This is a genomic window from Microbacterium telephonicum, assembly GCF_003651225.1.
Classification (GTDB): Bacteria; Actinomycetota; Actinomycetes; order Actinomycetales; family Microbacteriaceae; genus Microbacterium; species Microbacterium telephonicum.
This window is the reverse complement of record NZ_RCDB01000003.1, coordinates 93,751-112,581: the sequence shown is the minus strand read 5'-3', so window position 1 is coordinate 112,581 and position 18,831 is coordinate 93,751. Positions and strand designations below refer to the sequence as shown.

The following is an 18,831-nucleotide window of genomic DNA, read 5'->3' as shown; positions in this document are numbered from 1 at the left end:
ATCCGCTCACATTGCTCGACGAGCGAATTACTAGATAAGCTAGCGATATGGCGAACGTTCGACCTTCGCGCTGGCTGCGCATCGGCATTCCGGCCGTCCTCGTGCTGATCTGGCTCATCGGAGGGTCGGTCGGCGGGCCCTACTTCGGCAAGATCGACGAAGTCGCGACGAACGACCAGTCCTCGTTCCTGCCCTCGAGCGCCGAGGGCACCCAGGTGCAGGAACGGCTCGGCGACTTCCTCGGCACCGAGTCGATCCCGGCGGTCGTCGTGGTGACGGCCGATTCCGCGCTCATTGAGACGCAGCTGGCCGATCTGCAGACCCTCGCCGACGACGTGGCCGACGTGGACGGCGTGGGCGAGGTGTCGCCGCCGATCCCGTCGGAGGACGGCGAGGCCGTGCAGATCTTCGTGCCGATCGACGCGACCGGCGAGGTGAGTGACGTGGTCGCCGACGTCCGCGCGGTCGTGCAGGCCGACGTCGGCGACGGTCTCGAAGCGTGGGTGACGGGTCCCGCCGGGTTCACCGCGGACCTCGTGAAGGGCTTCCTCGGCATCGACGGCATCCTGCTGATCACCGCGCTGGCCGCCGTGTTCGTCATCCTCGTCGTCGTCTACCGGTCACCGCTGCTGCCGATCCTCGTGCTGCTGACCTCGGTCTTCGCGCTGTGCGTCGCCCTGCTGACGGTGTGGTGGCTCGCCAAGGCGGGGATCTTCCTGCTCAACGGGCAGGTGCAGGGGATCTTGTTCATCCTCGTCATCGGGGCGGCGACCGACTACGCCCTGCTGTACGTGGCGAGATTCCGGGAGGCCGTCGGATCGGGGCAGTCGCGCTGGCAGGCGACGGTCACCGCATGGAAGGGGGCGTTCGAGCCGATCATCGCCTCGGGCGGCACCGTCATCGCCGGCCTGCTGTGTCTGCTGCTCAGCGACCTCGCCTCCAACCGCGCGCTCGGGCCCATCGCCTCGATCGGCATCGCGTTCGCCGTGCTGTCCGCGCTGACGTTCCTTCCGGCGCTGCTGGCCCTGTTCGGCCGCGCGGCGTTCTGGCCGTTCATCCCGAAGGATGCCGGTGTCGCGCTGCCGGAGCGCTTCGACGCCGATCCGGCCACGGCGATGGACGCGCATCCGGTGAAGGGGCTGTGGGCGCGACAGGCGCGATTCGTCGCCCGGCGCGCGCGCACGGTGTGGATCGTCTGCACCGTCGTGCTGCTGGCCGCGAGCGTCGGGGTGCTCCAGTTGAAGGCCGACGGCGTTCCGGCCAGCGACCTCGTACTCGGTACCTCCGAGGCCCGCGACGGCCAGGCGGCGCTCGCCGAGCATTTCCCCGCCGGATCGGGGAGCCCGGTGTACGTCATCGTCCCGGAAGACGAGCTGGCCGACGCCCTCACCGTGCTGGGCGACAGCGACGGGGTCGACAGCGTCGCGATCGCGTCGGCGGACTCGCCGACCGGGCAGGCGACGATCGCGCTCGAGGACGGTGCGCCGGTCGTGACGGCGCAGGGCCCGCCCGGCACGCCGGCGCCCGAGCCGACCGTCTCGGACGGCGACGTCATGCTCGTGGGCACCTTGACGGATGCGGCGGATTCGATCGCGGCGGAGGACACCGTCCGCGACCTGCGGGCGGCCTACGCGGATGCCGTACCCGATGCGTTGGTCGGCGGCTCGACGGCCCTCGACGTGGACACGAACGACACGTCGATCCGCGACCGCACGGTCATCATCCCGGTGATCCTGCTCGTCATCCTCATCATCCTCATGCTCCTGCTGCGCGCGGTGCTCGCACCCGTCCTGCTCATCCTGAGCGTCGTCGTGTCCTTCGGGGCGGCGCTCGGCGTGAGCGCGCTGGTGTTCAACCACGTGTTCGACTTCCCGGGCGCAGATCCGGCGGTGCCGCTGTACGGCTTCGTCTTCCTCGTCGCCCTCGGAGTGGACTACAACATCTTCCTGATGTCGCGGGTGCGCGAGGAGTCGCGCGTCCACGGCACGAGGCCCGGCATCCTGCGCGGTCTCGTCGCGACCGGCGGGGTGATCACCTCGGCAGGGCTCGTGCTGGCCGCGACGTTCGCCGCGCTCGGCGTCATCCCGATCCTGTTCCTCGCGCAGCTCGCGTTCATCGTCGCGTTCGGCGTGCTTCTGGACACGTTCGTGGTGCGCTCGCTGCTCGTTCCCGCTGTCACCTACGACATCGGCCGGGCGATCTGGTGGCCGTCGCGTCTCGCCCGCGCGGATGCGGAGCCGCCGGCATCCGCGGACGAGGACATCCCCGTCGATCGACTCACGAGAGCGGAGTACCGGGCTACGCTCGAGACATGAGCACGGCATTGTTCATCGTCGACGTCCAGAACGACTTCACCGAGGGCGGGGCACTGGGCGTGGACGGGGGCGACGCGGTCGCGTCCGCCATCAGTGCATATCTCCAGCGGAATGCGGCCGACTACGCGCTGATCATCGCGTCGCGCGACTGGCACGACGGCGACGGCGACAACGGCGGCCACTTCGCCACCGGCGAGCCCGACTTCGTCGACACCTGGCCCGTGCACTGCGTGGCGGGGACCCCCGGAGCCGACTACGACCCCGGGTTGGACACGAGCGCCGTGACCCACCACGTGCGCAAGGGCCAGGGCGCTCCCGCCTACTCGCTGTTCGAGGGTGTGACCGATGACGGCCGCACCGTGGCCGAGCTGCTGAGCGCACACGGGGTCGTCGACGTCGACATCACCGGTATCGCGACCGACTACTGCGTGCGGGCGTCGGCGCTCGACGCGCTGGAGCATGGTCGTCACGTGCGGATTCTGACCGATCTCGTCGCGGGCGTGGCGCCCGAGACGAGCGAGGCCGCCCTGGCCGAACTCGCCCACGCGGGCGCCGATCTCGAGGAGAGTAAGAGCAGATGAGCACGCCCACCCCCGCCGGCTGGTACCCCGACCCCGCCGACCCGTCGCGCACCCGCTGGTGGGACGGCGCACAGTGGACGGAGAACGTGTCGGGAGGGCAGCCGCCCGCGGCCCCCGCCGCGCCGGCCGCTCCCGCGTACGGCGCGTCGTCCGCTGCCGGGTACCCGGCCTACCCGTCTGCCCCCGCGTATGCGACGGCGGCGACGGGTCCGTCCGCGCCGGGGGTGTCGACCGACACGGTGTGGGCGTACCTCGCGATCCTCGTCTCCTTCCTTCCCGTGCTGAGCGTCTTCTTCATCGACTGGAACGGGATGCTGGTCGCCTCGATGGCTCCGGTCTACTCGGAGTCCGAGGTGATGAGTGCGATGGGCGGGTTCGTGGCCCAGTCGCTGCTGATCAGCGTGTTCGGCTACGCGATGCTCGCACTGTCGATCGTGTTCTCGTGGCTCGACTGGCGGGAGCTGAAGCGCCGCGGCGTGGCGCGGCCGTTCCACTGGGCGTACTCGTTCTTCGCCCTGCTGGTGTCGATCACGGTCTACATCATCGGGCGCACCGTCGTCGTCAAGCGCGAGACCGGCAAGGGTCTGACGGTGCTGTGGGTCTGGATCGCCAGCGTCGTCCTCGCGATCGTGATCACCGTCATCTGGAGCGTCAACTTCTTCAACCAGATGATGCTCTACATGCAGTACATGTCCTACTGACCCGCTCTCCCGGTCGTTGAGCGAGGAGCGCAGCGACGAGTCGAAACGCCCCGAGCCCGGCATCGGCGGTGGGTGCACGGGTTTCGATACGCCGGCTGCGCCGGCTACTCAACCACCGGCGGTACTCACATCGCGTACGCGTCCACGATCAGCGGACCTCGGATGTCGCGGAGCGCATCCAGCAGCCGCGCGACGGTGCGCTTGCTCGTCGTCGCCTCCGTGACGTCGTGGGGGCCCAGTGCCCGGAGCGGACTCGCGCGCAGACGGATCACTTCCCACCCCGCCTCCCGCAGCAGACGGTCCTTCCGCCGGTCCGACTCCTCACGCGGCCCCACGTGCTCGAGCCCGAATCGGCCGGTCGTGTCGTACTCGACCGCAACCCGGAGCTCGGGCAGCAGGATGTCGGGCCACACCTCGACGTGCTCGAAGAACGGCCGCGCCACCCGCACCGCGTTCATCCCCGGCGTGACGGCGAGGGAGGCGAAGACCGCGGCGCGGAGGCTGTCCTCGGCCGCGGACGCCGGTCTCGGCGCGCATTCGCTGTGGAACGCGGTGCCCGTGTCGAGGTGAGGCGTCTTCGCGCAGAGGCGACGGGACGCGCCGGATCGTTGCGCTCCGGCGTTGCCGCCGCTCGACGCGGATCTCGGAAGCGTCGGGTTCCGAGTGGTCGGCGAAGCGGCCGCATCCGCCGCATCCGCCGCCACAGCTGCACGCGGTCGTGCGACGATCCGTGGCGGCACGGCACCCGCGGCGCAGTCCGGGCACCACGCGGAGCGACGTCGTCGTCCACCGGGCCGGCTCCGCTGCTCGGTCGGTGTGGCCACGAAGAGGTGGCCGGCCTCGCACTGCCACAGCAGCAGCACGTCTGCCGCCGGCGGGATCTGCGAGAGGGCGATCCCCGCATTGAGTTCCGGGTGGTACTGGCGCACGAGCATCGGGAAGGCGCGCCAGGCGTCCCGGTAGGTCCCCACGTCGTAGGGGATGTCGCGATCGCGCGAGAACCGCCGCCGCGCCCACCAGTCTTCGATGCGTTCCGCCACGTGTCGAACGCTACGAGGAGCCTCCGACGTCGCGGATGTCCGAGGATGCTGCCACCATCTGTCGAACAGAGATTCGATGCGAGGCGGGGATGAGAAACGAAGCCACAGTGCTGCACGCCGACCTCGATGCATTCTACGCGTCGGTCGAGCAGCGCGATGCTCCGGAGCTGCGAGGGCGGCCGGTGATCGTCGGCGGGGGAGTCGTGCTCGCGGCGAGCTACGAGGCGAAAGCACGAGGCGTCCGTACGGCGATGGGCGGACGGCAGGCTCGTGAGGTGTGCCCGGATGCCGTCGTCGTCCCGCCCCGGATGGACGCGTACGTCGAGGCCAGCCGCGCCGTGTTCGGGATCTTCCGCGACACGACGCCGCTGGTGGAAGGTCTGTCGATCGACGAGGCCTTCCTCGAGGTGGGCGGGCTGCGGCGTCTGGTCGGCTCACCGGAACTCATCGCAGCGCGGCTGCGCGAGCGTGTGCGCACCGAAGTCGGGCTTCCGATCTCGGTGGGGGTGGCGCGCACGAAGTTCCTGGCGAAGGTCGCCAGCGCGGTGAGCAAGCCCGACGGGCTGCTGGTCGTCGACCCGGACGGCGAGGAGGACTTCCTGCTGCCGCTGCCGGTGGAGCGGCTGTGGGGGGTCGGCCCGGTCACGGCGGAGGAGTTGCACCGGCTCGGCATCCGTACGGTCGGTCAGCTTGCGGAGCTCGAGGCGTCTTCGGCGGAGCGCCTGCTCGGCAGGGCGGCGGGAGCGCACCTCCATGCCCTCGCGCGGCTGCGGGACCCTCGTCCCGTCGTCACGACGGCGCGGCGCGGATCGATCGGCTCGCAGCGGGCGCTCGGCTCGCGCCCGCGCTCGATGACCGAGCTCGATGTCATGCTCATACAGATCGTCGACCGGCTCGCCCGGCGATTGCGCGATCGGGGGCGCGGATGCCGCACTGTCGTGCTCCGGCTGCGGTTCGGCGACTTCTCGCGGGCGACGAGATCGCGATCGCTCCGCCTGCCGACCGACCGTACAGCGGTGCTGCTGGCGGCGGCGCGGGGGCTGCTGGTCGCCGCGCGGTCGGAGATCGAGTCGCGCGGCATCACGCTCATCGGCCTGTCGTTCGCCCAGCTGGCGCGAGGGGAGGAGGTGCCGGAGGAGCTGCCCATCGACTGGGGGGATGGGGCTCGGATCGACACGGTCTTCGACGCCGTCCGCGACCGATTCGGCGCCGACGCGCTCGCACGCGCGACGCATCTCGGGCGGGATCCGGGGTGGTCGGCTCCGCAGTTGCCGGAGCACGAATGACGGCGAGTGCGGGTGCCTCAGTAGCGCGCCGAGACCAGTGCGGCGATGTCGCGCGGCGTGCCGAGTCGGCCGGCGGATGCATCTCCCTCAGGGAATCGCGGGTGCCGGCGTCGACTCGACGTCGTGGGCATGGCACAGCACGAGCGCATCGAGCCGTCCACGGTCGGCGATCACCCGCCGAACCAGCTCGCCCGGTCCCTCCGGAGTCGACAGGTCGCAGGCGTAGTCGCATCCGTCGAGGTCGCTCGTGACCACATCCCACCCGTCAGCGGCCAACCGCGGGACGATCCCCGCAGCGATGCTGTCGGCGCGTGCCGCGCCCGTGATCAATGCAACGCTCATCCTGTCGAGGCCGCGGCAGTCCACAGATGTCGCCGTGGACCGCCGATCCGCGGCCGCCGCGGTGGTTGGATCGTCGCATGGGATCCGACCTCGTCTTCTCCGCCGACACCGCCGCGATGGATGTCGCGCGCGTGCACCGCTGGCTGTCGGAGGAGTCGTATTGGGCCCGGGGGCGCAGTCGCGAGGCGCAGGAGGCGGCGATGGCCGGATCGCGCAACTACGGCGTGTTCGACGAGGGCGACGGTCGGCAGCTCGCCTACGCGCGCGCGATCACCGACGCGGCGACGTTCGCCTGGATCGCGGATGTCTTCGTCGATCCCGGCGCGCGCGGCCGCGGGGTCGGCAAGCGCATCATGGCGGGCATCGTCGATGATCTCGAGCCGCTCGGCCTGAAACGGATCGCGCTGTTCACGGCGGACGCGCACGGCCTGTACGAGCAGTTCGGCTTCCAGCAGCTCACCGCCCCGGAGTCCTGGATGCTGCGGTGGGGCCGGGGCTACGGCCCTCAGGCGTGACGACCCAGGCGCGTCGTCGAACTGAGGTCGGGCCATGATCGTGCCGCGGTCGAGCAGGTGGGCGGTGGGGCGCCGCGGCTTCGGGGAGCGGGCTGATGTGCTCGACCCGAAGCCTGTCCCGGCGGCCGACCCGAACCGGCTGGCGGGCTGAGGTCCACGATATGCGGCGCAACGGGATTTCCGTCGAGGCTTGACTTCGACGCTCTCGAGACGCTAACCGACGCAGCGCCGCAGCCTTGACGTGGCACTTGCTTTTGCCGGCATCTGCCCATGAGTCTGTTCATCACCTGCCCAGTCCAGAGCGTCGAACGCGCCACCGCCTTCTACAGGGCGCTGGGGTGGTCGCTGAACGCGGAGATGTCGGATCAGAACGTGTCGTGCTTCGCCATCGACGACCCCGACGGGTACCACTACTCCCCGTTCTGGATGAAACCGGAACCCGACCCCGCCGCGTGAGTGCGCTGGCTTCGGCCCTCGAGGTGGTCGGGGCCCGGTGGTCGCTGCTGATCGTGGAGCGGTTGCTCGATGGGCCGCAGCGCTACGGTGACCTCCACCCCGACCTCGGTGTACCGACGAACATCCTCGCCACGCGGCTGCGCGAACTGGAGGCCGCAGGCGTGCTGGCACGCCTCCCGCTACATCACAACACGCGCGCCTACGCCCTGACCGTGCGGGGGCTGGCGCTGCGTGCAGCGATCGAGGCGCTGAGCCGACGGGCCGCGACCGACGGCTGACCCGCGCGCAGCGGGGAATGTCCGTGGCCGCTGACAGGCTGTCGCCGTGATCGCACCGCTGTCGGTTCCGAGCAACCTCGGTCGCCGCCCTCCGCAGCCGGGAGGGATGCCCGGCGCGGGGAAGGCGCCGGAAGCGCTGCGGCAAGCGGGACTCCACCGTCGGCTTCACGAGCGGCGCGCCGTCGACGCGGGCGTCGTGCTCGCAGGGCGGTACGTCGACGACGACGACGGGGTGCGGCCGTCCGGTCGTGTCCGCAACGAGACCGAGCTCGTCGGGCATGCACGACGGCTCGCCGACCGACGGCAGGATGTGCTCGAGTCGGGCCACGCCCCGTTGGTCATCGGAGGCGACTGCAGCGTTCTCATCGGGATCGGCGTGGCGCTGTCGCGGCGAGGACGTACGTCGGCAGAGATCCGTGCGGGTGCGACGGGCATTGCGGATGCCGCGCGGCGGGTGGCGGGCCCGGACTACTGGGTGCAGGTCGATGTCGATGTGTTGGATCCGCGCGTCATGCCGGCCGTCGACAGCCCGAGTCCGGGAGGGGGCGACCTCGAGCGCCTGATCACGCTGCTGCAGTGCCTGTCGCCGGGTGCCGTGGGTGCCTCCGTCACCGTCTTCGACCCCGATCTCGACCCCGACGGACGTCACGCAGCGACGGTCAGCGATCTCGTGGTGGACGGATTGGCCGCTCTCGGCACAGGTGCACGAGCCGGCAGCAGCAAGTGAGTCCCGGACGACTGCCCCCGATTCCGCGGGTCAGGAGGTGGGCGGTCAGCTCGACGTCGTGCCTCCGCGGAGAAAACCCTGTTGGGCGTGGTCGACGGTCCCTCCACCGGAAGCCATCGGGGAGGGACCGTCGTGTTCCGAGGACCCGCGCTCCGCGCCCCCGCGACGAGCGCCCGGAATCGGCGTTGCTCCGCGATCGCGCTGTAGGAACTCTGGCGGGCTCCCGGCGCGCGACGATCGAGCGGACGCTCCCCAAAACGTAGCAACTACTATGTAAAGCTGCAAGCTCCTGGACACCGCATCGCGGCGGCCATCAACTCGGGATTCCGGCGTCCATCCCGGTGGACGCGCCCGCGCGGACGAGTTCGGATGCCCGGGCGACCGCGGGATGTCCCGGATCTCCGGCCATGCCCCCCAGCAGCACCGGCCACAGGCGCTCGAGTCGCTCCAGCAGATCCGCACTGCCCGACAGGGCCGCCGAGACGAACTGTGTGCCGGTGAACGCCGAGATCACCAGCTCTGCGGCTGCTTCCAGGTTCAGGCCGGGACGAAGGTCGCCTTCGGTGTCGGCCCGGCGCAACAGTTCGTGCGCCATCTCGATCCAGTCCCGATAGGGAGCTGCGGCGCCGGGCAGGTCTTCCGCGGACTCCGTGCCCAGGCGCAGGCCGGCGCGCACGATCGGTTCGGTGAGGATCTGCGCGGCGAGCGCGCCGGACAGCCGGACAATGCTGACGAGACCGCCGTCGCCGGACTGCAGGAACGACGCGCCCAGCGCGTTCGACAGTTCGTGCTGACGGCGGAGGATCTCCTCCGCGATGCCGACCTTCGACTTGAAGTGGAAGTAGAGGGCGCCCTGCGTCAGGTTTGTCGAGCCCAGGATGTCGTTGAGCGTCGTCGCACGGTAGCCCTGTCGGCCGAACACCTCCGCAGCCGCGCTGAGCAGCTGCTCCTTGGTCTCGATCGCCCGCTGCTGCTGTTGGACCATTCGCTCTCCATCCCCGCCAGTTAGCGTACTGCCCGCGCGGAGAGGTCTGGTCGTGAGGGGTGTGCCGACGATTCTCTTCAGCCGCGGTTCGACCGGGTCACGGCTCATCTTCGTGTCATGGAGGATCGAGGGCGACGAGGGATGCAGGTGCTCCGCGCGATCGGGCGGGCGCTCTTCCGGGCGGTCGCCTTCATCGGCGCCGTCGGGAAGCCACCCGAGCAGATGAACGGAGACCTCGTTTTCCCGCCCACGGCGACCCGTTCCCGGCCGGAGGACTATCGGCCGTAGCAGCGTGATGAGATGTGCATCGCGCGGAGGTTCGGTGATCAGCTCGTGAGGCCGGTGACGGTGTAGCGGCGCTCGATCCCTGCGGTTTCGCGTCCCCACGCGCTCAGCGCGCCCCGCGACTGGTGAGCCCGGAACGACTCTTCGCTGTTGAAGCGCTCCTGGACCTCCCACATCAGGGAGTCCGGTCGGCGCGTCACCTCGAAGGACGCGCAGCCGGGTTCCGCGCGGGTGAGGGCCACGTGGTCGGGGAGGAGCCGCTCCACGAGCTCAGCCTCCTCTCTCGTGGAGCACACCAGCAGTCCCGTGAGGAAGACGTCGCCCATCCCACCACGCTAGCCCCCTGGCACGGCGGCGAAGAGCAGCGCGCGGAGGGCGCGTCTTCCGCGTTCAGGCCGCGGGGACGGTTCGGTGCCGCGGCTCGGGATCGGCGGTGAAATGCAGTGTGCCGATCAGCTGCTCTTGATGCCCTTGATAGACGTGAACTCGAGTTGCATCGAAGCGTCGAAGAGGGCGAGGTGTCCGGGGTGGATGAGCAGGGACTGCCCGGCGGGCAGGTCGTACTCGGTGATCTCGCCGGCGAGCTGCACCCAGGCGGTGCCGTTGCCGGTGAGCTTCTGTTCGGTTTCGCGCCGCCCGAACACTCGATCCGGCTGGTTCTTCACCGCCCACCACTGGATCGGTGAGCCAGAGATCATGGAGCCCCGCAAGTGCGCACGGATCGCGTGGTTCGTCCTTTCCGATCTGCCCGCCGACATCCCCGACTACGAACGAGTCGTCCTCGAGGGCATCGGCGCCGGACGGATAGACCTCATCACCAGCGTCGGCTTCGACTGACGCGGACTCCTAGCAGGGAGATTCTTACGCGCCGATTCTTGTCCGAGCGGGTGCGTCATGGCGCAAGCTCACGGGGTTGCGAGAATGGGCTGTGCTCGATCGCTTGGTTCTTCCCCAGTCCGTGGCCGCGGCGGCTGGTGATGTCGCCGTCCGGCGGGCGCGAAGTGATGACCTTCGAGCACTCATCCGGCTCTTGGCGGACGATCCGATCAGCGCCGGCCGCGGCGATGTCGCGAATGAAGAGGACGAGCCGGCATACGCAGCCGCGCTCGATCGAATCATCGGTGATCCCAGTAATGAGCTCATTGTCGCCGTCGACCCCGCCGGGGCGATCGTCGCAACATTGCAGCTGACGGTGATTCCCGGGATGTCCCGTCGTGGCACCACACGGCTACTGGTCGAGGCGGTACGAGTGGCGCGTGACCAGCGCTCCGCCGGCATCGGGGGAGCGCTGATGCGCTGGGTAGTCGAGCGGGCGGCGATCGAGCTGGGTGCTTCCCTCGTGCAACTCACCTCCGATGCTGCGCGAGCCGACGCGCACCGCTTCTACCGCCGCCTCGGGTTCGTCGACTCCCACGTGGGCTTCAAGTTCCAGGTCGCCGCATCCGACGCGTCGGATCGCAGCGCTCCGCACACCCTATGACGACGATGAGACACACGCGGCGACCGCGATCTCAGTGGTTTCCCGGGGATCGAGGCGGAATAGAAGGGTGGGCCCCGTGGGGCTCGAACCCACGACCCGCGGATTAAAAGTCCGATGCTCTACCGACTGAGCTAGAGGCCCTCACCGTCCAGCCTACTGGCTCGTCGGCCTCGGGCCGCTCCGGGTGAGAGCGGGTGGCATCCGCATCCGCTCTCGTCCGGTCGCGGGAATCCGCTCCCGATAGGGCATGCTTGACGGGATGGTCATCGACGGCATGGACGTACCCGACGACGGGTCGTCGATCGACGCCGTCGGCACCCTGCTCGCGCGCACCGCCGACGGGGACCAGGCCGCCTTCGCCGCCCTCTACGACCTGCTGTCGCCGCGCGTGTTCGGCCTGCTCGTGCGGGTCATCGTCAACCGCGCACAGGCCGAGGAAGTGCTCCAGGAGGTCTTCCTCGAGATCTGGCAATCCGCCGGGGCGTTCGCTCCGAACAAAGGTCAGGGACGATCCTGGATCCTGACGATCGCGCATCGTCGGGCCGTGGATCGGGTGCGGTCGTCGCAATCGGCGGCCGATCGCGACGTGGCGGCGGGGATGCGGGAGCTGAACACGCCGTCCGAGAGAGTGGACGAGAGGGTGGAGACGGCGATCGAAGCGGAGAAGGTGGTGCGGGCGCTGTCCGCGCTGCCTGAGCCGCAACAGGAAGCCCTCACCCTCTCGTATTACGGTGGCTACTCGCAGAGCGAGATCGCCGCTCTCGTGGGCGCTCCGCTCGGGACGATCAAGACACGGATGCGCGACGGACTGTCGCGTCTGCGCACGGAGATGGGGGTGACATCGTGAACCTCGACGAGTTCCTCGAACTCTCGGCGGGCCACGCGCTGCACGCGCTGTCGCCCTCCGATGAGCGTGCGTTCCTCGATGCGCTCGACGCGCACCCGGAGTGGGCGGCGATCGCGTCGGCGGATGCCGCCACGGCGGCGTCTCTGGCGGACGTCCCCGCCGAACTCGCCCCGCCGCGCGATCTGCGCGCACGCCTGCTCGCGCAGATCGCCGACCCGACGGAGGCCGAGGCGTCTGCGGCGCCCGACACTCCCGCAGCGGCTGCGGAAGACATCGCGGCGGCTGCGGTATCGCGCGACGACGCTCCCGCAGACGAGAACGACGCGCCCCCGCCGAGCGCGGAGCCGGCACCGTCGACCGAGATGATGCAGACGGTGCAGCGCCGCAACTGGACGCGTGCGATCTTCGGACTGGCCGCATCCATGGTGCTGCTGGTCGGCCTCGGCTGGGGGGTGGGCGCGCTCTCGAACCTGTGGCAGACGCCGGCCGACGTGCAGGCGCTGCACCGCATCGAGGAGGCTCCCGACGCGCAGAGCGCCTCCGCCGATCTCAGCGACGGCACGGTCGCGACGCTGCACTGGTCGGAGTCCGTCGGCTCGGTCGTGATGGTCATGGACGACCTCGCGGCGCTGCCGGCCGACCAGACCTACGAACTCTGGTTCGTCCGCGGCGACGCGCCGGTTTCCGCCGGCACCTTCGAGGCGTCCGGTGCGAGGACGACGACCGAGCTGAGCGGAGCGATGCAGCCCGGCGACGTGGTCGCCGTCACGGTGGAACCCGCCGGCGGATCGCCGAGCGGCGCACCCACGAGCGACCCGATCGTCGCCATCCCGACCACCACCTGACGCGTCCGTGCCCGGGTGTCGCGGGTAGCCTGGAGCGGATGAGCGACGACTCCCGCGAGTTCCACAAGCCGGTGCGCCGGCCCGGCGAGGTCTTCGACCGCGCCTACTCCGGAACCGACCCCGCCGAGGTGTCCCGCGCCGCGCACGCGACCGCGAACGCGCTCGTCTCCCGCGTGCGCGACGACCCCTCCGGCGGCGTCGTCGACCGGCTGATCGGGTTCACCGACGCGCACGGCATCGACACCATCGCCGAGCTCTGGTCGCGCTCGCCCGCGCGCTCGCTCCCGGGCGCGTTGTGGCGCATCTACCTGCTGCAGCTGATGGTGCACGACGACGCGCGCACCGCCGCCCTCCAGTACGAGCGGGGACGTCACGCGCTCGCCTCTCCCGACGACGTCGTGGCGGGCGCACCCACGCCGGCGGGACCCGATGAGCTCGTCGCGCTCTCCGACGCGATCCTGCGCGGAGTGTTCACGGGCGACTTCGGAGTCGCTCTCGACCGCGCCGCATCCTTCTGCCGGGTGGAGGCGGCCGGGGCGGCCGACCTCGCCGACGACGCGGATGCGGTCGACTCGGCGCGAGCGAGTGGATTCACCGCGCGTGCCCTGCGCCTGGCGACCTACGCCGAGGAGCTCACTGCCGCCGCGGTGCTGTGGCGCCGCGACGCCCTCACCTGACCGGAGCGCGTCGGGAGGGGTCGAAGGCCCCGATCACGACGTCGAGGCGAGCACGCGCCGAGTGCCGGCGGGATGCCGCCGCAACGCGTCGCCGGAACGCCCCGGACGCCGTTGCACGTCGCCGCCGCAGTTCGGGCATCCGTCCGCGCCGAAGCCCTTCGCGCAGGTCGCGCACCACGTGCACTCGAAGGAGCAGATGTAGGCCTCGGCGTGCGGGGGCAGATCGCGGTCGTAGCGTTCGCAATTCGGGCGAAGTTCGAGCAAGCTCGCACGCTACGCCCCGGCGCCGATCGGCGACATACGCGGGAGCGCCACGCGACGGCATCCGCCTGCCATCATCACGAGGCGAGACCGGGCGGGAAAGAAAGTGCCGGACCGCAGAAACGCCTCTCGGCGCAAGGCCGCTCGAAGCGGCAGAAGATGGAGCCCGGGGTTTGCTGCGGCCCGGCTGTAAGAGTCTAACCGAGCCCCGGCGGCGGGCATTCCCGACGTAGGCTCGATGCCATGGCCTGGCGCTTTGCCCTCATGATCGACCCCGCGGCATCCGACGACGCCCGCACCGACTTCGACGCGACGTTCACGGAGGTCGATCCCTCGGCGCCCGCGCTGACGGTGGGGGAGCTCAGCACCCAGCGCGGCGACGGCATCTTCGAGTCCATCGGCGTCGTGGACGGCCACGCGCAGGAGGTCACGGCCCACCTCGAACGCCTCGCGCACTCGGCGCGGCTGTGCGACCTGCCCGCTCCGCACCTGCCGCAATGGCGCGCGGCCGTGGGCCGTGCCGCCGCGCACGCCGGCGCGGGGGAGTCGGTCATCAAGCTCATCCTCAGTCGCGGTGTCGAGCACGGGCCCACCCCCACCGCGTGGGTGACCGTGGCCGACGCCGGCGACTTCACCGCGGCGCGCACCGACGGCATCCGCGTGGTCACGCTCGACCGCGGCTACCGCCTCGACACGCCCGCGCAGGCGCCGTGGCTGCTGCTGGGCGCAAAGACGCTGTCGTACGCCGTGAACATGGCCGCCATCCGCGAGGCCAAGCGGCGCGGCGCCGACGACGCCGTCTTCACGACGAGCGACGGCTACGTGCTCGAAGCACCCACCGCGTCGCTCATTCTCCGCCGCGGCGACCGCTTCACGACGCCCGCGCCGAACGCCGGCATCCTGCACGGGACGACCCAGCTGAGCCTGTTCGAGCATCTCGAGGCGCAGGGCCACGAGGTCGGCTACGACACGATCCCGGCATCCGACCTCGCCACCGCGGATGCCGCGTGGCTCGTCTCCAGCGTGCGCCTCGCCGCCCCCGTCACCGCCGTCGACGGCGCCCCGCTGCCCGTCGATCGGGATCTGACGGCGGCGATGAACGCGTACCTGCTGAGCCCGCGCGACTGACGCGCGGCGCGCGCGGACCTGCTCGGCGGCCGCTCGCAACTGCAAGGGATGGTGGGCGACACGCCGCTGCATCAGCCCGGGCAACGGCGTGTCGCGCGCACGGCCTTGCATGTCGCGCTCAGCGCGAAGCGGGTAGGCCATCGAGAGCTCGCAACGCGCCGAGGATCGCCGCCTCGACGAGGTCCCAGTCGTGCACGAACATCGCATAGTCGAAGCGCAGGGTGAACAGCCCCCACATGGCCGCGTGCGCGTCTCGCACGAGATCCTTGTGGCGATGGGGCGAATCGCCGTGACCGGCGACCCCGTCGGTCTCGACGAGGAGCCGGTCACCGATCAGCGCGTCGACGACGCCGACGCTCGCGACTCGGCGCTGCGTGCGCACGCGCAGGCGATGCCGTCGCAGGCGCCACCGCAGCAGCGACTCCAACCCGCTGTCGGCATCCGCTCGCGCATGCGCCAGCGCCTCCCGCATCCGGGCGTTCGAGCGCTGTCGCAGCCACCGCAGTCCCGCCCTGTCGATGCGTCCCGACCGCAGCGCCGACTCGAGGACGACGAAGAGTTCCTCCGCATCGAAGCATCGGAAGATCTGCGCGAGGATGCGGGGCACCGACGGCAGCGCGGCGGGCGATCCGGCGGGGCCGTCATCCCAGTGCTCGACGCACCGGCACGAACCACGGGAGTGATAGGTGCGCTGGCCGTCGCGCAGCCAGACGTGTGTGCGTGCGTCGTCGGAGAGCACCCACAGCCCGAGGTGTCGCGCGGCGGTGATGCACGCGGCCCGGCCGCCGTGGGCGGCGACGTCCTGAAGCGCGGCACACGTCCCCCGCGTCGTGTAGACACCGCGCCGCGCGCGGATCAGGATGCCGGCGGCCACGTCGATGCGCAGCTGCCGGCCCGAGCAGCCGGCGGCGGCCAGCGCGGCGGTCGTGAGGATCGAGCCCAGGGCGTCGCACATCGCTCCACGATGCAGGGCCGCGAGTCCGCGCGGAGACGCGCCTCGCCCGATCCGGGACAGTCACCCCCACCGGCGGCACGGGGGGGAACAGTTGGACGGGACCGAAGTGCAAGGCATCAGCCCGGACGCGCCGCCGCTCCGGGCCGCTCGGACGGCGTGTCCGGGCTGCGGCCTTGCAGTTGCGCAAACGCGGATGCCGCGAGCACAGCGCCCGCGGCATCCGCGTGTCAGAGCGACGGGGTGGTCACCCGAAGCGGCCGGAGACGTAGTCCTCGGTGGCCTGCACCGACGGCGTCGTGAAGATCGTCGTGGTGTCGTTGTACTCGATGAGCTTGCCGGGCTTGCCGGTGCCGGCGATGTTGAAGAACGCCGTCTTGTCCGACACGCGCGAGGCCTGCTGCATGTTGTGGGTCACGATGACGATCGTGTACTCGTTCTTGAGCTCGCCGATCAGCTCCTCGATCGCGTAGGTCGAGATCGGGTCGAGGGCCGAGCAGGGCTCGTCCATGAGCAGCACGTCGGGGGCGACGGCGATCGCACGCGCGATGCACAGACGCTGCTGCTGGCCGCCCGACAGACCCGAGCCGGGCTTGTCGAGACGGTCCTTGACCTCGTTCCACAGGTTCGCGCCCTGCAGCGACTTCTCGACGAGCGCGTCCGCGTCGCTCTTGGAGATGCGCTTGTTGTTGAGCTTGACGCCCGCCAGCACGTTCTCGCGGATCGACATCGTGGGGAACGGGTTGGGGCGCTGGAAGACCATGCCCACCTGGCGGCGCACGAGCACGGGGTCGACGCCCTGGCCGTACAGGTCGTCGCCGTCGAGCAGCACCTGACCCTCGACGCGGGCGCCGGGGATCACCTCGTGCATGCGGTTGAGGGTGCGCAGGAACGTGGACTTGCCGCAGCCGGACGGGCCGATGAACGCGGTGACGCTGCGCGGCTGGATGTCGAGGGCGACACCCTCGACGGCGAGGAAGTCGCCGTAGTAGACGTTGAGGTCGTTGACTTCGATGCTCTTGGACACGTGTCGATTTCTCTCTGGTTCTGTCTGGGGCGCCGGGTCAGCGGCCGAACTTGGGGGCGAACTTCTTCGCGATGAAACGGGCGACGAGGTTGAGCACCATGACGATGAGGATCAGTGTCAGGGCGCCCGCCCAGGCGCGGCCGAGGGCGGCGTCGATGTTGGTGCCCGGGTTCTGGAACTGCGTGTAGACGAAGACCGGGAGGGTCATCATCGGCTGGTTCGTCAGGTCGAGGTTCAGCGAGGTCGTGAACCCGGCGGTCAGCAGCAGCGGCGCGGTCTCGCCGATGACGCGGGAGATGGCGAGCATGATGCCCGTCGTGATGCCGGCGATCGCGGTGGGCAGCACGACCTTCGCGATCGTGAGCCACTTCGGCACGCCGAGGGCGTACGAGGCTTCGCGCAGCTCGTTGGGGACCAGGCGCAGCATCTCCTCGCTGGAGCGGACGACGACCGGGATCATGAGCACCGTGAGCGACAGCGCGCCCATGAGGCCCATGTACTTTCCGGGTCCGATGATCATCGAGAACAGCGCGACGATGAACAGACCGGCGACGATCGACGGGATGCCGGTCATGACGTCGACGAAGAAGGTGATCGCCTTCGCGAGCCGGCCGCGGCCGTACTCGACGAGGTAGATCGAGGTGAGCAGACCGATCGGCACCGAGATGACGGCGGCGAGCAGCGTGATCAGCAGCGTGCCGTAGATCGCGTGCAGCGCGCCGCCGCCCTCGCCGACGACGTTGCGCATCGTCCACGAGAAGAAGGACGCGTCGAAGCGGCCGATGCCGTTGAGGATCACGGTGTACATCAGCGAGATCAGCGGCAGCAGGGCGATCGTGAACGCGATCGACACCAGCACTGTCGCGAGGCGGTCGACGGCGCGGCGCCGGGACTCGACGACGGCGGAGAGCACGACGAGCCCGATGGAGAACAGGACGACGGCGATCAGCACCGCGGCGACGATGTTGAAGGCGGCGGCGTCACCGCCGGCGAGGATCGCGAAGACGGCGCACGAGAGCACGAGGGCGATGCCGAGCAGCGTCCACGGCAGCCACTTCGGGAGCTGACCGGCGGTGAGGCTGTTGGAGGTCTTCGGCGCGGCCGGCGCGGGCGCGGTGGTCGTGGTGGCCATCAGTTGGCTCCCGAGAACTCGGCGCGGCGGCTGACGATCCAGCGGGCCAGCGCGTTGACGGCGAAGGTGACGATGAACAGGACAAGGCCGGTCGCGATCAGCGCGTTGACGCCGGTGCCGTGGGCCTCGCCGAACTTGAGGGCGATGTTGGCGGGGATGGGCGTCGGGTTGGTCGAGGTGAGCACCTGGAAGGTGACCACGCCGGATGCCGAGAGCACCATCGTGACGGCCATGGTCTCGCCGAGGGCGCGACCGAGGGCGAGCATCGCGGCGGAGACCATGCCGCCGCGGGCGAACGGGAAGACCGACATCCGTACCATCTCCCAGCGGGTCGACCCGAGGGCGAGCGCGGCCTCCTCGTGGAGCTTCGGGGTCTGCAGGAAGACCTCGCGGCAGATGGCGGTCATGATCGGGAGGATCATGACGGCGAGCACGATGGCCGCGGTGAGGATCGTGCGGCCGGTGGCCGAGGCGTCGCCGGAGAACAGCGGGAACCAGCCGACGTTCTGGGTGAGCCAGACGTAGAAGGGCTGCACCCAGCCGGCGAGCACGAGCGCGCCCCACAGGCCGAAGACGACCGACGGGATGGCGGCGAGCAGGTCGATGATGTAGCCGAGCACGGCCGCGATGCGGCGCGGTGCGTAGTGCGAGATGAACAGCGCGATGCCGATCGCCAGCGGTGCGGCGAAGATGAGCGCGAGCGCGGCCGCCCAGATCGTGCCGAAGACGAGCGGCCCGACGTACTCCAGGAAGCTCTGGCCGCGCAGGATCGAGTTGTCGGCGGGGTCTTCGGTCAGCGCGGGGATCGACTGCGCGATGAGGAAGACGGTGACGGCGACGAGGATCAGCAGGATCAGGATGCCCGCGCCCAGCGCGGTGCCGGAGAACACCGCATCGCCCAGGCGGCGCTTGGCCGGAATGGTCTGCGGTCGTGCCGGCGGTGTGGCGGTGGTCATGTTCTCCTCGAACCT

24 protein-coding genes and 1 tRNA gene are annotated in these 18,831 nt (G+C 70.2%); 14 read left to right on the top strand and 11 right to left on the bottom strand.

Features of this window, described 5'->3' with window-relative positions; translation table 11 throughout:
- Positions 1-47 precede the first annotated feature (47 nt).
- The 3 genes from C7474_RS10060 to C7474_RS10050 are packed head-to-tail and all read left to right on the top strand — an operon-like array spanning position 48 to position 3,597.
- Positions 48-2,315 (top strand): MMPL family transporter, encoded by a 2,268-nt coding sequence (locus C7474_RS10060; protein WP_121059631.1) that lies wholly within the window; start codon positions 48-50, stop codon positions 2,313-2,315.
- On the top strand, positions 2,312-2,896 hold the full coding sequence (locus C7474_RS10055; protein WP_121059629.1) for an isochorismatase family protein: 585 nt from the start codon (positions 2,312-2,314) through the stop codon (positions 2,894-2,896). The genes C7474_RS10060 and C7474_RS10055 overlap by 4 nt, the downstream gene beginning before the upstream one ends.
- Entirely contained in the window at positions 2,893-3,597 is a 705-nt protein-coding gene (locus C7474_RS10050) for a DUF2510 domain-containing protein (RefSeq protein ID WP_121059627.1), read from the top strand. The genes C7474_RS10055 and C7474_RS10050 overlap by 4 nt, the downstream gene beginning before the upstream one ends.
- 125 nt (positions 3,598-3,722) lie before the next feature.
- On the opposite strand, the gene C7474_RS10045 is transcribed toward C7474_RS10050, so the two are convergent.
- On the bottom strand, positions 3,723-4,637 hold the full coding sequence (locus tag C7474_RS10045; RefSeq protein WP_121059625.1) for a zinc-ribbon domain-containing protein: 915 nt from the start codon (positions 4,635-4,637) through the stop codon (positions 3,723-3,725).
- Positions 4,638-4,726: 89 nt separating this feature from the next.
- On the opposite strand from C7474_RS10045, the gene dinB reads away from it, so the two are divergent.
- Positions 4,727-5,923: a DNA polymerase IV gene (gene dinB / locus C7474_RS10040; RefSeq protein ID WP_121059623.1), complete on the top strand. Its 1,197-nt coding sequence runs from the start codon at positions 4,727-4,729 to the stop codon at positions 5,921-5,923.
- Between the two features lie 87 nt (positions 5,924-6,010).
- Here dinB and C7474_RS10035 read toward each other — a convergent pair whose 3' ends face one another.
- A complete protein-coding gene (locus tag C7474_RS10035) occupies positions 6,011-6,265 on the bottom strand; it encodes a Rossmann-fold NAD(P)-binding domain-containing protein (RefSeq protein ID WP_199692424.1) in 255 nt (84 codons plus the stop codon).
- Between the two features lie 77 nt (positions 6,266-6,342).
- On the opposite strand from C7474_RS10035, the gene C7474_RS10030 reads away from it, so the two are divergent.
- The 4 genes from C7474_RS10030 to C7474_RS10015 all read left to right on the top strand — a co-directional run bounded on the left by C7474_RS10030 (position 6,343) and on the right by C7474_RS10015 (position 8,241).
- Positions 6,343-6,780, top strand: coding sequence for a GNAT family N-acetyltransferase (locus C7474_RS10030; protein WP_121059621.1), 438 nt, complete (start codon positions 6,343-6,345; stop codon positions 6,778-6,780).
- 270 nt (positions 6,781-7,050) lie between these two features.
- A complete protein-coding gene (locus C7474_RS10025) occupies positions 7,051-7,236 on the top strand; it encodes a VOC family protein (protein WP_121059619.1) in 186 nt (61 codons plus the stop codon).
- Positions 7,233-7,514, top strand: coding sequence for a winged helix-turn-helix transcriptional regulator (locus C7474_RS10020; RefSeq protein WP_121059617.1), 282 nt, complete (start codon positions 7,233-7,235; stop codon positions 7,512-7,514). The genes C7474_RS10025 and C7474_RS10020 overlap by 4 nt, the downstream gene beginning before the upstream one ends.
- A 46-nt stretch (positions 7,515-7,560) precedes the next feature.
- Positions 7,561-8,241, top strand: a complete 681-nt coding sequence (locus C7474_RS10015; protein ID WP_241965204.1) for an arginase family protein — start codon at positions 7,561-7,563, stop codon at positions 8,239-8,241.
- 313 nt (positions 8,242-8,554) lie between these two features.
- Here C7474_RS10015 and C7474_RS10010 read toward each other — a convergent pair whose 3' ends face one another.
- From C7474_RS10010 to C7474_RS10000, 3 genes are all read right to left on the bottom strand, one after another.
- Positions 8,555-9,334 carry a ScbR family autoregulator-binding transcription factor gene (locus C7474_RS10010; protein WP_121059615.1) on the bottom strand — a complete coding sequence of 260 codons (780 nt, stop codon included), beginning with the start codon at positions 9,332-9,334 and terminating at the stop codon, positions 8,555-8,557.
- A gap of 218 nt (positions 9,335-9,552) precedes the next feature.
- Positions 9,553-9,837, bottom strand: a complete 285-nt coding sequence (locus tag C7474_RS10005; protein WP_121059613.1) for a putative quinol monooxygenase — start codon at positions 9,835-9,837, stop codon at positions 9,553-9,555.
- Between the two features lie 126 nt (positions 9,838-9,963).
- The gene (locus C7474_RS10000) at positions 9,964-10,209 is read right to left on the bottom strand and encodes an AIM24 family protein (protein ID WP_241965203.1); all 246 of its coding nucleotides are present in this window, start codon (positions 10,207-10,209) and stop codon (positions 9,964-9,966) included.
- On the opposite strand from C7474_RS10000, the gene C7474_RS15160 reads away from it, so the two are divergent.
- Both C7474_RS15160 and C7474_RS09995 read left to right on the top strand, forming a co-directional pair.
- A complete protein-coding gene (locus tag C7474_RS15160; RefSeq protein ID WP_199692470.1) occupies positions 10,208-10,348 on the top strand; it encodes an NUDIX hydrolase in 141 nt (46 codons plus the stop codon). The genes C7474_RS10000 and C7474_RS15160 overlap by 2 nt on opposite strands.
- Positions 10,349-10,439: 91 nt before the next feature.
- A complete protein-coding gene (locus C7474_RS09995; RefSeq protein WP_121059609.1) occupies positions 10,440-10,991 on the top strand; it encodes a GNAT family N-acetyltransferase in 552 nt (183 codons plus the stop codon).
- A 68-nt stretch (positions 10,992-11,059) separates the two neighbouring features.
- Here the strand turns inward: C7474_RS09995 and C7474_RS09990 are convergent.
- Positions 11,060-11,132: transfer RNA gene (locus C7474_RS09990), tRNA-Lys, on the bottom strand.
- 118 nt (positions 11,133-11,250) lie between these two features.
- Here C7474_RS09990 and sigK point away from each other — a divergent pair.
- From sigK to C7474_RS09975, 3 genes are read left to right on the top strand one after another with little or no spacing between them, the layout of a single operon-like run.
- Positions 11,251-11,838, top strand: coding sequence for an ECF RNA polymerase sigma factor SigK (sigK, locus tag C7474_RS09985; RefSeq protein ID WP_121059607.1), 588 nt, complete (start codon positions 11,251-11,253; stop codon positions 11,836-11,838).
- Positions 11,835-12,683 (top strand): anti-sigma factor, encoded by an 849-nt coding sequence (locus tag C7474_RS09980; protein ID WP_121059605.1) that lies wholly within the window; start codon positions 11,835-11,837, stop codon positions 12,681-12,683. Before sigK ends, C7474_RS09980 begins: the two co-directional genes overlap by 4 nt.
- A gap of 38 nt (positions 12,684-12,721) precedes the next feature.
- Entirely contained in the window at positions 12,722-13,360 is a 639-nt protein-coding gene (locus C7474_RS09975; RefSeq protein ID WP_121059603.1) for a DNA-directed RNA polymerase subunit beta, read from the top strand.
- 33 nt (positions 13,361-13,393) lie between these two features.
- Here C7474_RS09975 and C7474_RS09970 read toward each other — a convergent pair whose 3' ends face one another.
- Positions 13,394-13,624: a DUF1272 domain-containing protein gene (locus tag C7474_RS09970; RefSeq protein WP_121059601.1), complete on the bottom strand. Its 231-nt coding sequence runs from the start codon at positions 13,622-13,624 to the stop codon at positions 13,394-13,396.
- A gap of 240 nt (positions 13,625-13,864) precedes the next feature.
- Between C7474_RS09970 and C7474_RS09965 the strand changes: the two genes are divergently transcribed.
- Positions 13,865-14,749: an aminodeoxychorismate lyase gene (locus tag C7474_RS09965; protein WP_121059599.1), complete on the top strand. Its 885-nt coding sequence runs from the start codon at positions 13,865-13,867 to the stop codon at positions 14,747-14,749.
- Between the two features lie 118 nt (positions 14,750-14,867).
- Here the strand turns inward: C7474_RS09965 and C7474_RS09960 are convergent, their stop codons facing one another.
- The 4 genes from C7474_RS09960 to pstC form a co-directional block, all read right to left on the bottom strand.
- On the bottom strand, positions 14,868-15,704 hold the full coding sequence (locus C7474_RS09960; RefSeq protein ID WP_121059598.1) for a hypothetical protein: 837 nt from the start codon (positions 15,702-15,704) through the stop codon (positions 14,868-14,870).
- A 244-nt stretch (positions 15,705-15,948) separates the two neighbouring features.
- Positions 15,949-16,728 (bottom strand): phosphate ABC transporter ATP-binding protein PstB, encoded by a 780-nt coding sequence (gene pstB, locus C7474_RS09955; protein WP_121059596.1) that lies wholly within the window; start codon positions 16,726-16,728, stop codon positions 15,949-15,951.
- 37 nt (positions 16,729-16,765) lie between these two features.
- Entirely contained in the window at positions 16,766-17,860 is a 1,095-nt protein-coding gene (pstA, locus tag C7474_RS09950) for a phosphate ABC transporter permease PstA (RefSeq protein ID WP_121059594.1), read from the bottom strand.
- The gene (gene pstC, locus C7474_RS09945) at positions 17,860-18,816 is read right to left on the bottom strand and encodes a phosphate ABC transporter permease subunit PstC (protein WP_121059592.1); all 957 of its coding nucleotides are present in this window, start codon (positions 18,814-18,816) and stop codon (positions 17,860-17,862) included. Before pstC ends, pstA begins: the two co-directional genes overlap by 1 nt.
- Between the last annotated feature and the right edge of the window lie 15 nt (positions 18,817-18,831).

What these genes read in the sequence shown, in the direction of transcription:
- C7474_RS10025 (WP_121059619.1), top strand. Translation starts at nt 7,051, where the DNA reads ATGAGTCTGTTCATCACCTGCCCAGTCCAGAGCGTCGAACGCGCCACC.
- C7474_RS10055 (WP_121059629.1), top strand. Translation starts at nt 2,312, where the DNA reads ATGAGCACGGCATTGTTCATCGTCGACGTCCAGAACGACTTCACCGAG.
- sigK (WP_121059607.1), top strand. Translation starts at nt 11,251, where the DNA reads ATGGTCATCGACGGCATGGACGTACCCGACGACGGGTCGTCGATCGAC.
- pstA (WP_121059594.1), bottom strand. Translation starts at nt 17,860, where the DNA reads ATGGCCACCACGACCACCGCGCCCGCGCCGGCCGCGCCGAAGACCTCC.
- C7474_RS10000 (WP_241965203.1), bottom strand. Translation starts at nt 10,209, where the DNA reads ATGATCTCTGGCTCACCGATCCAGTGGTGGGCGGTGAAGAACCAGCCG.
- C7474_RS10005 (WP_121059613.1), bottom strand. Translation starts at nt 9,837, where the DNA reads ATGGGCGACGTCTTCCTCACGGGACTGCTGGTGTGCTCCACGAGAGAG.
- dinB (WP_121059623.1), top strand. Translation starts at nt 4,727, where the DNA reads ATGAGAAACGAAGCCACAGTGCTGCACGCCGACCTCGATGCATTCTAC.
- C7474_RS09960 (WP_121059598.1), bottom strand. Translation starts at nt 15,704, where the DNA reads ATGTGCGACGCCCTGGGCTCGATCCTCACGACCGCCGCGCTGGCCGCC.
- C7474_RS10035 (WP_199692424.1), bottom strand. Translation starts at nt 6,265, where the DNA reads ATGAGCGTTGCATTGATCACGGGCGCGGCACGCGCCGACAGCATCGCT.
- C7474_RS10060 (WP_121059631.1), top strand. Translation starts at nt 48, where the DNA reads ATGGCGAACGTTCGACCTTCGCGCTGGCTGCGCATCGGCATTCCGGCC.
- C7474_RS10030 (WP_121059621.1), top strand. Translation starts at nt 6,343, where the DNA reads ATGGGATCCGACCTCGTCTTCTCCGCCGACACCGCCGCGATGGATGTC.
- pstC (WP_121059592.1), bottom strand. Translation starts at nt 18,816, where the DNA reads ATGACCACCGCCACACCGCCGGCACGACCGCAGACCATTCCGGCCAAG.
- C7474_RS15160 (WP_199692470.1), top strand. Translation starts at nt 10,208, where the DNA reads ATGGAGCCCCGCAAGTGCGCACGGATCGCGTGGTTCGTCCTTTCCGAT.
- C7474_RS10050 (WP_121059627.1), top strand. Translation starts at nt 2,893, where the DNA reads ATGAGCACGCCCACCCCCGCCGGCTGGTACCCCGACCCCGCCGACCCG.
- C7474_RS10010 (WP_121059615.1), bottom strand. Translation starts at nt 9,334, where the DNA reads ATGAGCCGTGACCCGGTCGAACCGCGGCTGAAGAGAATCGTCGGCACA.
- C7474_RS09975 (WP_121059603.1), top strand. Translation starts at nt 12,722, where the DNA reads ATGAGCGACGACTCCCGCGAGTTCCACAAGCCGGTGCGCCGGCCCGGC.
- C7474_RS09965 (WP_121059599.1), top strand. Translation starts at nt 13,865, where the DNA reads ATGGCCTGGCGCTTTGCCCTCATGATCGACCCCGCGGCATCCGACGAC.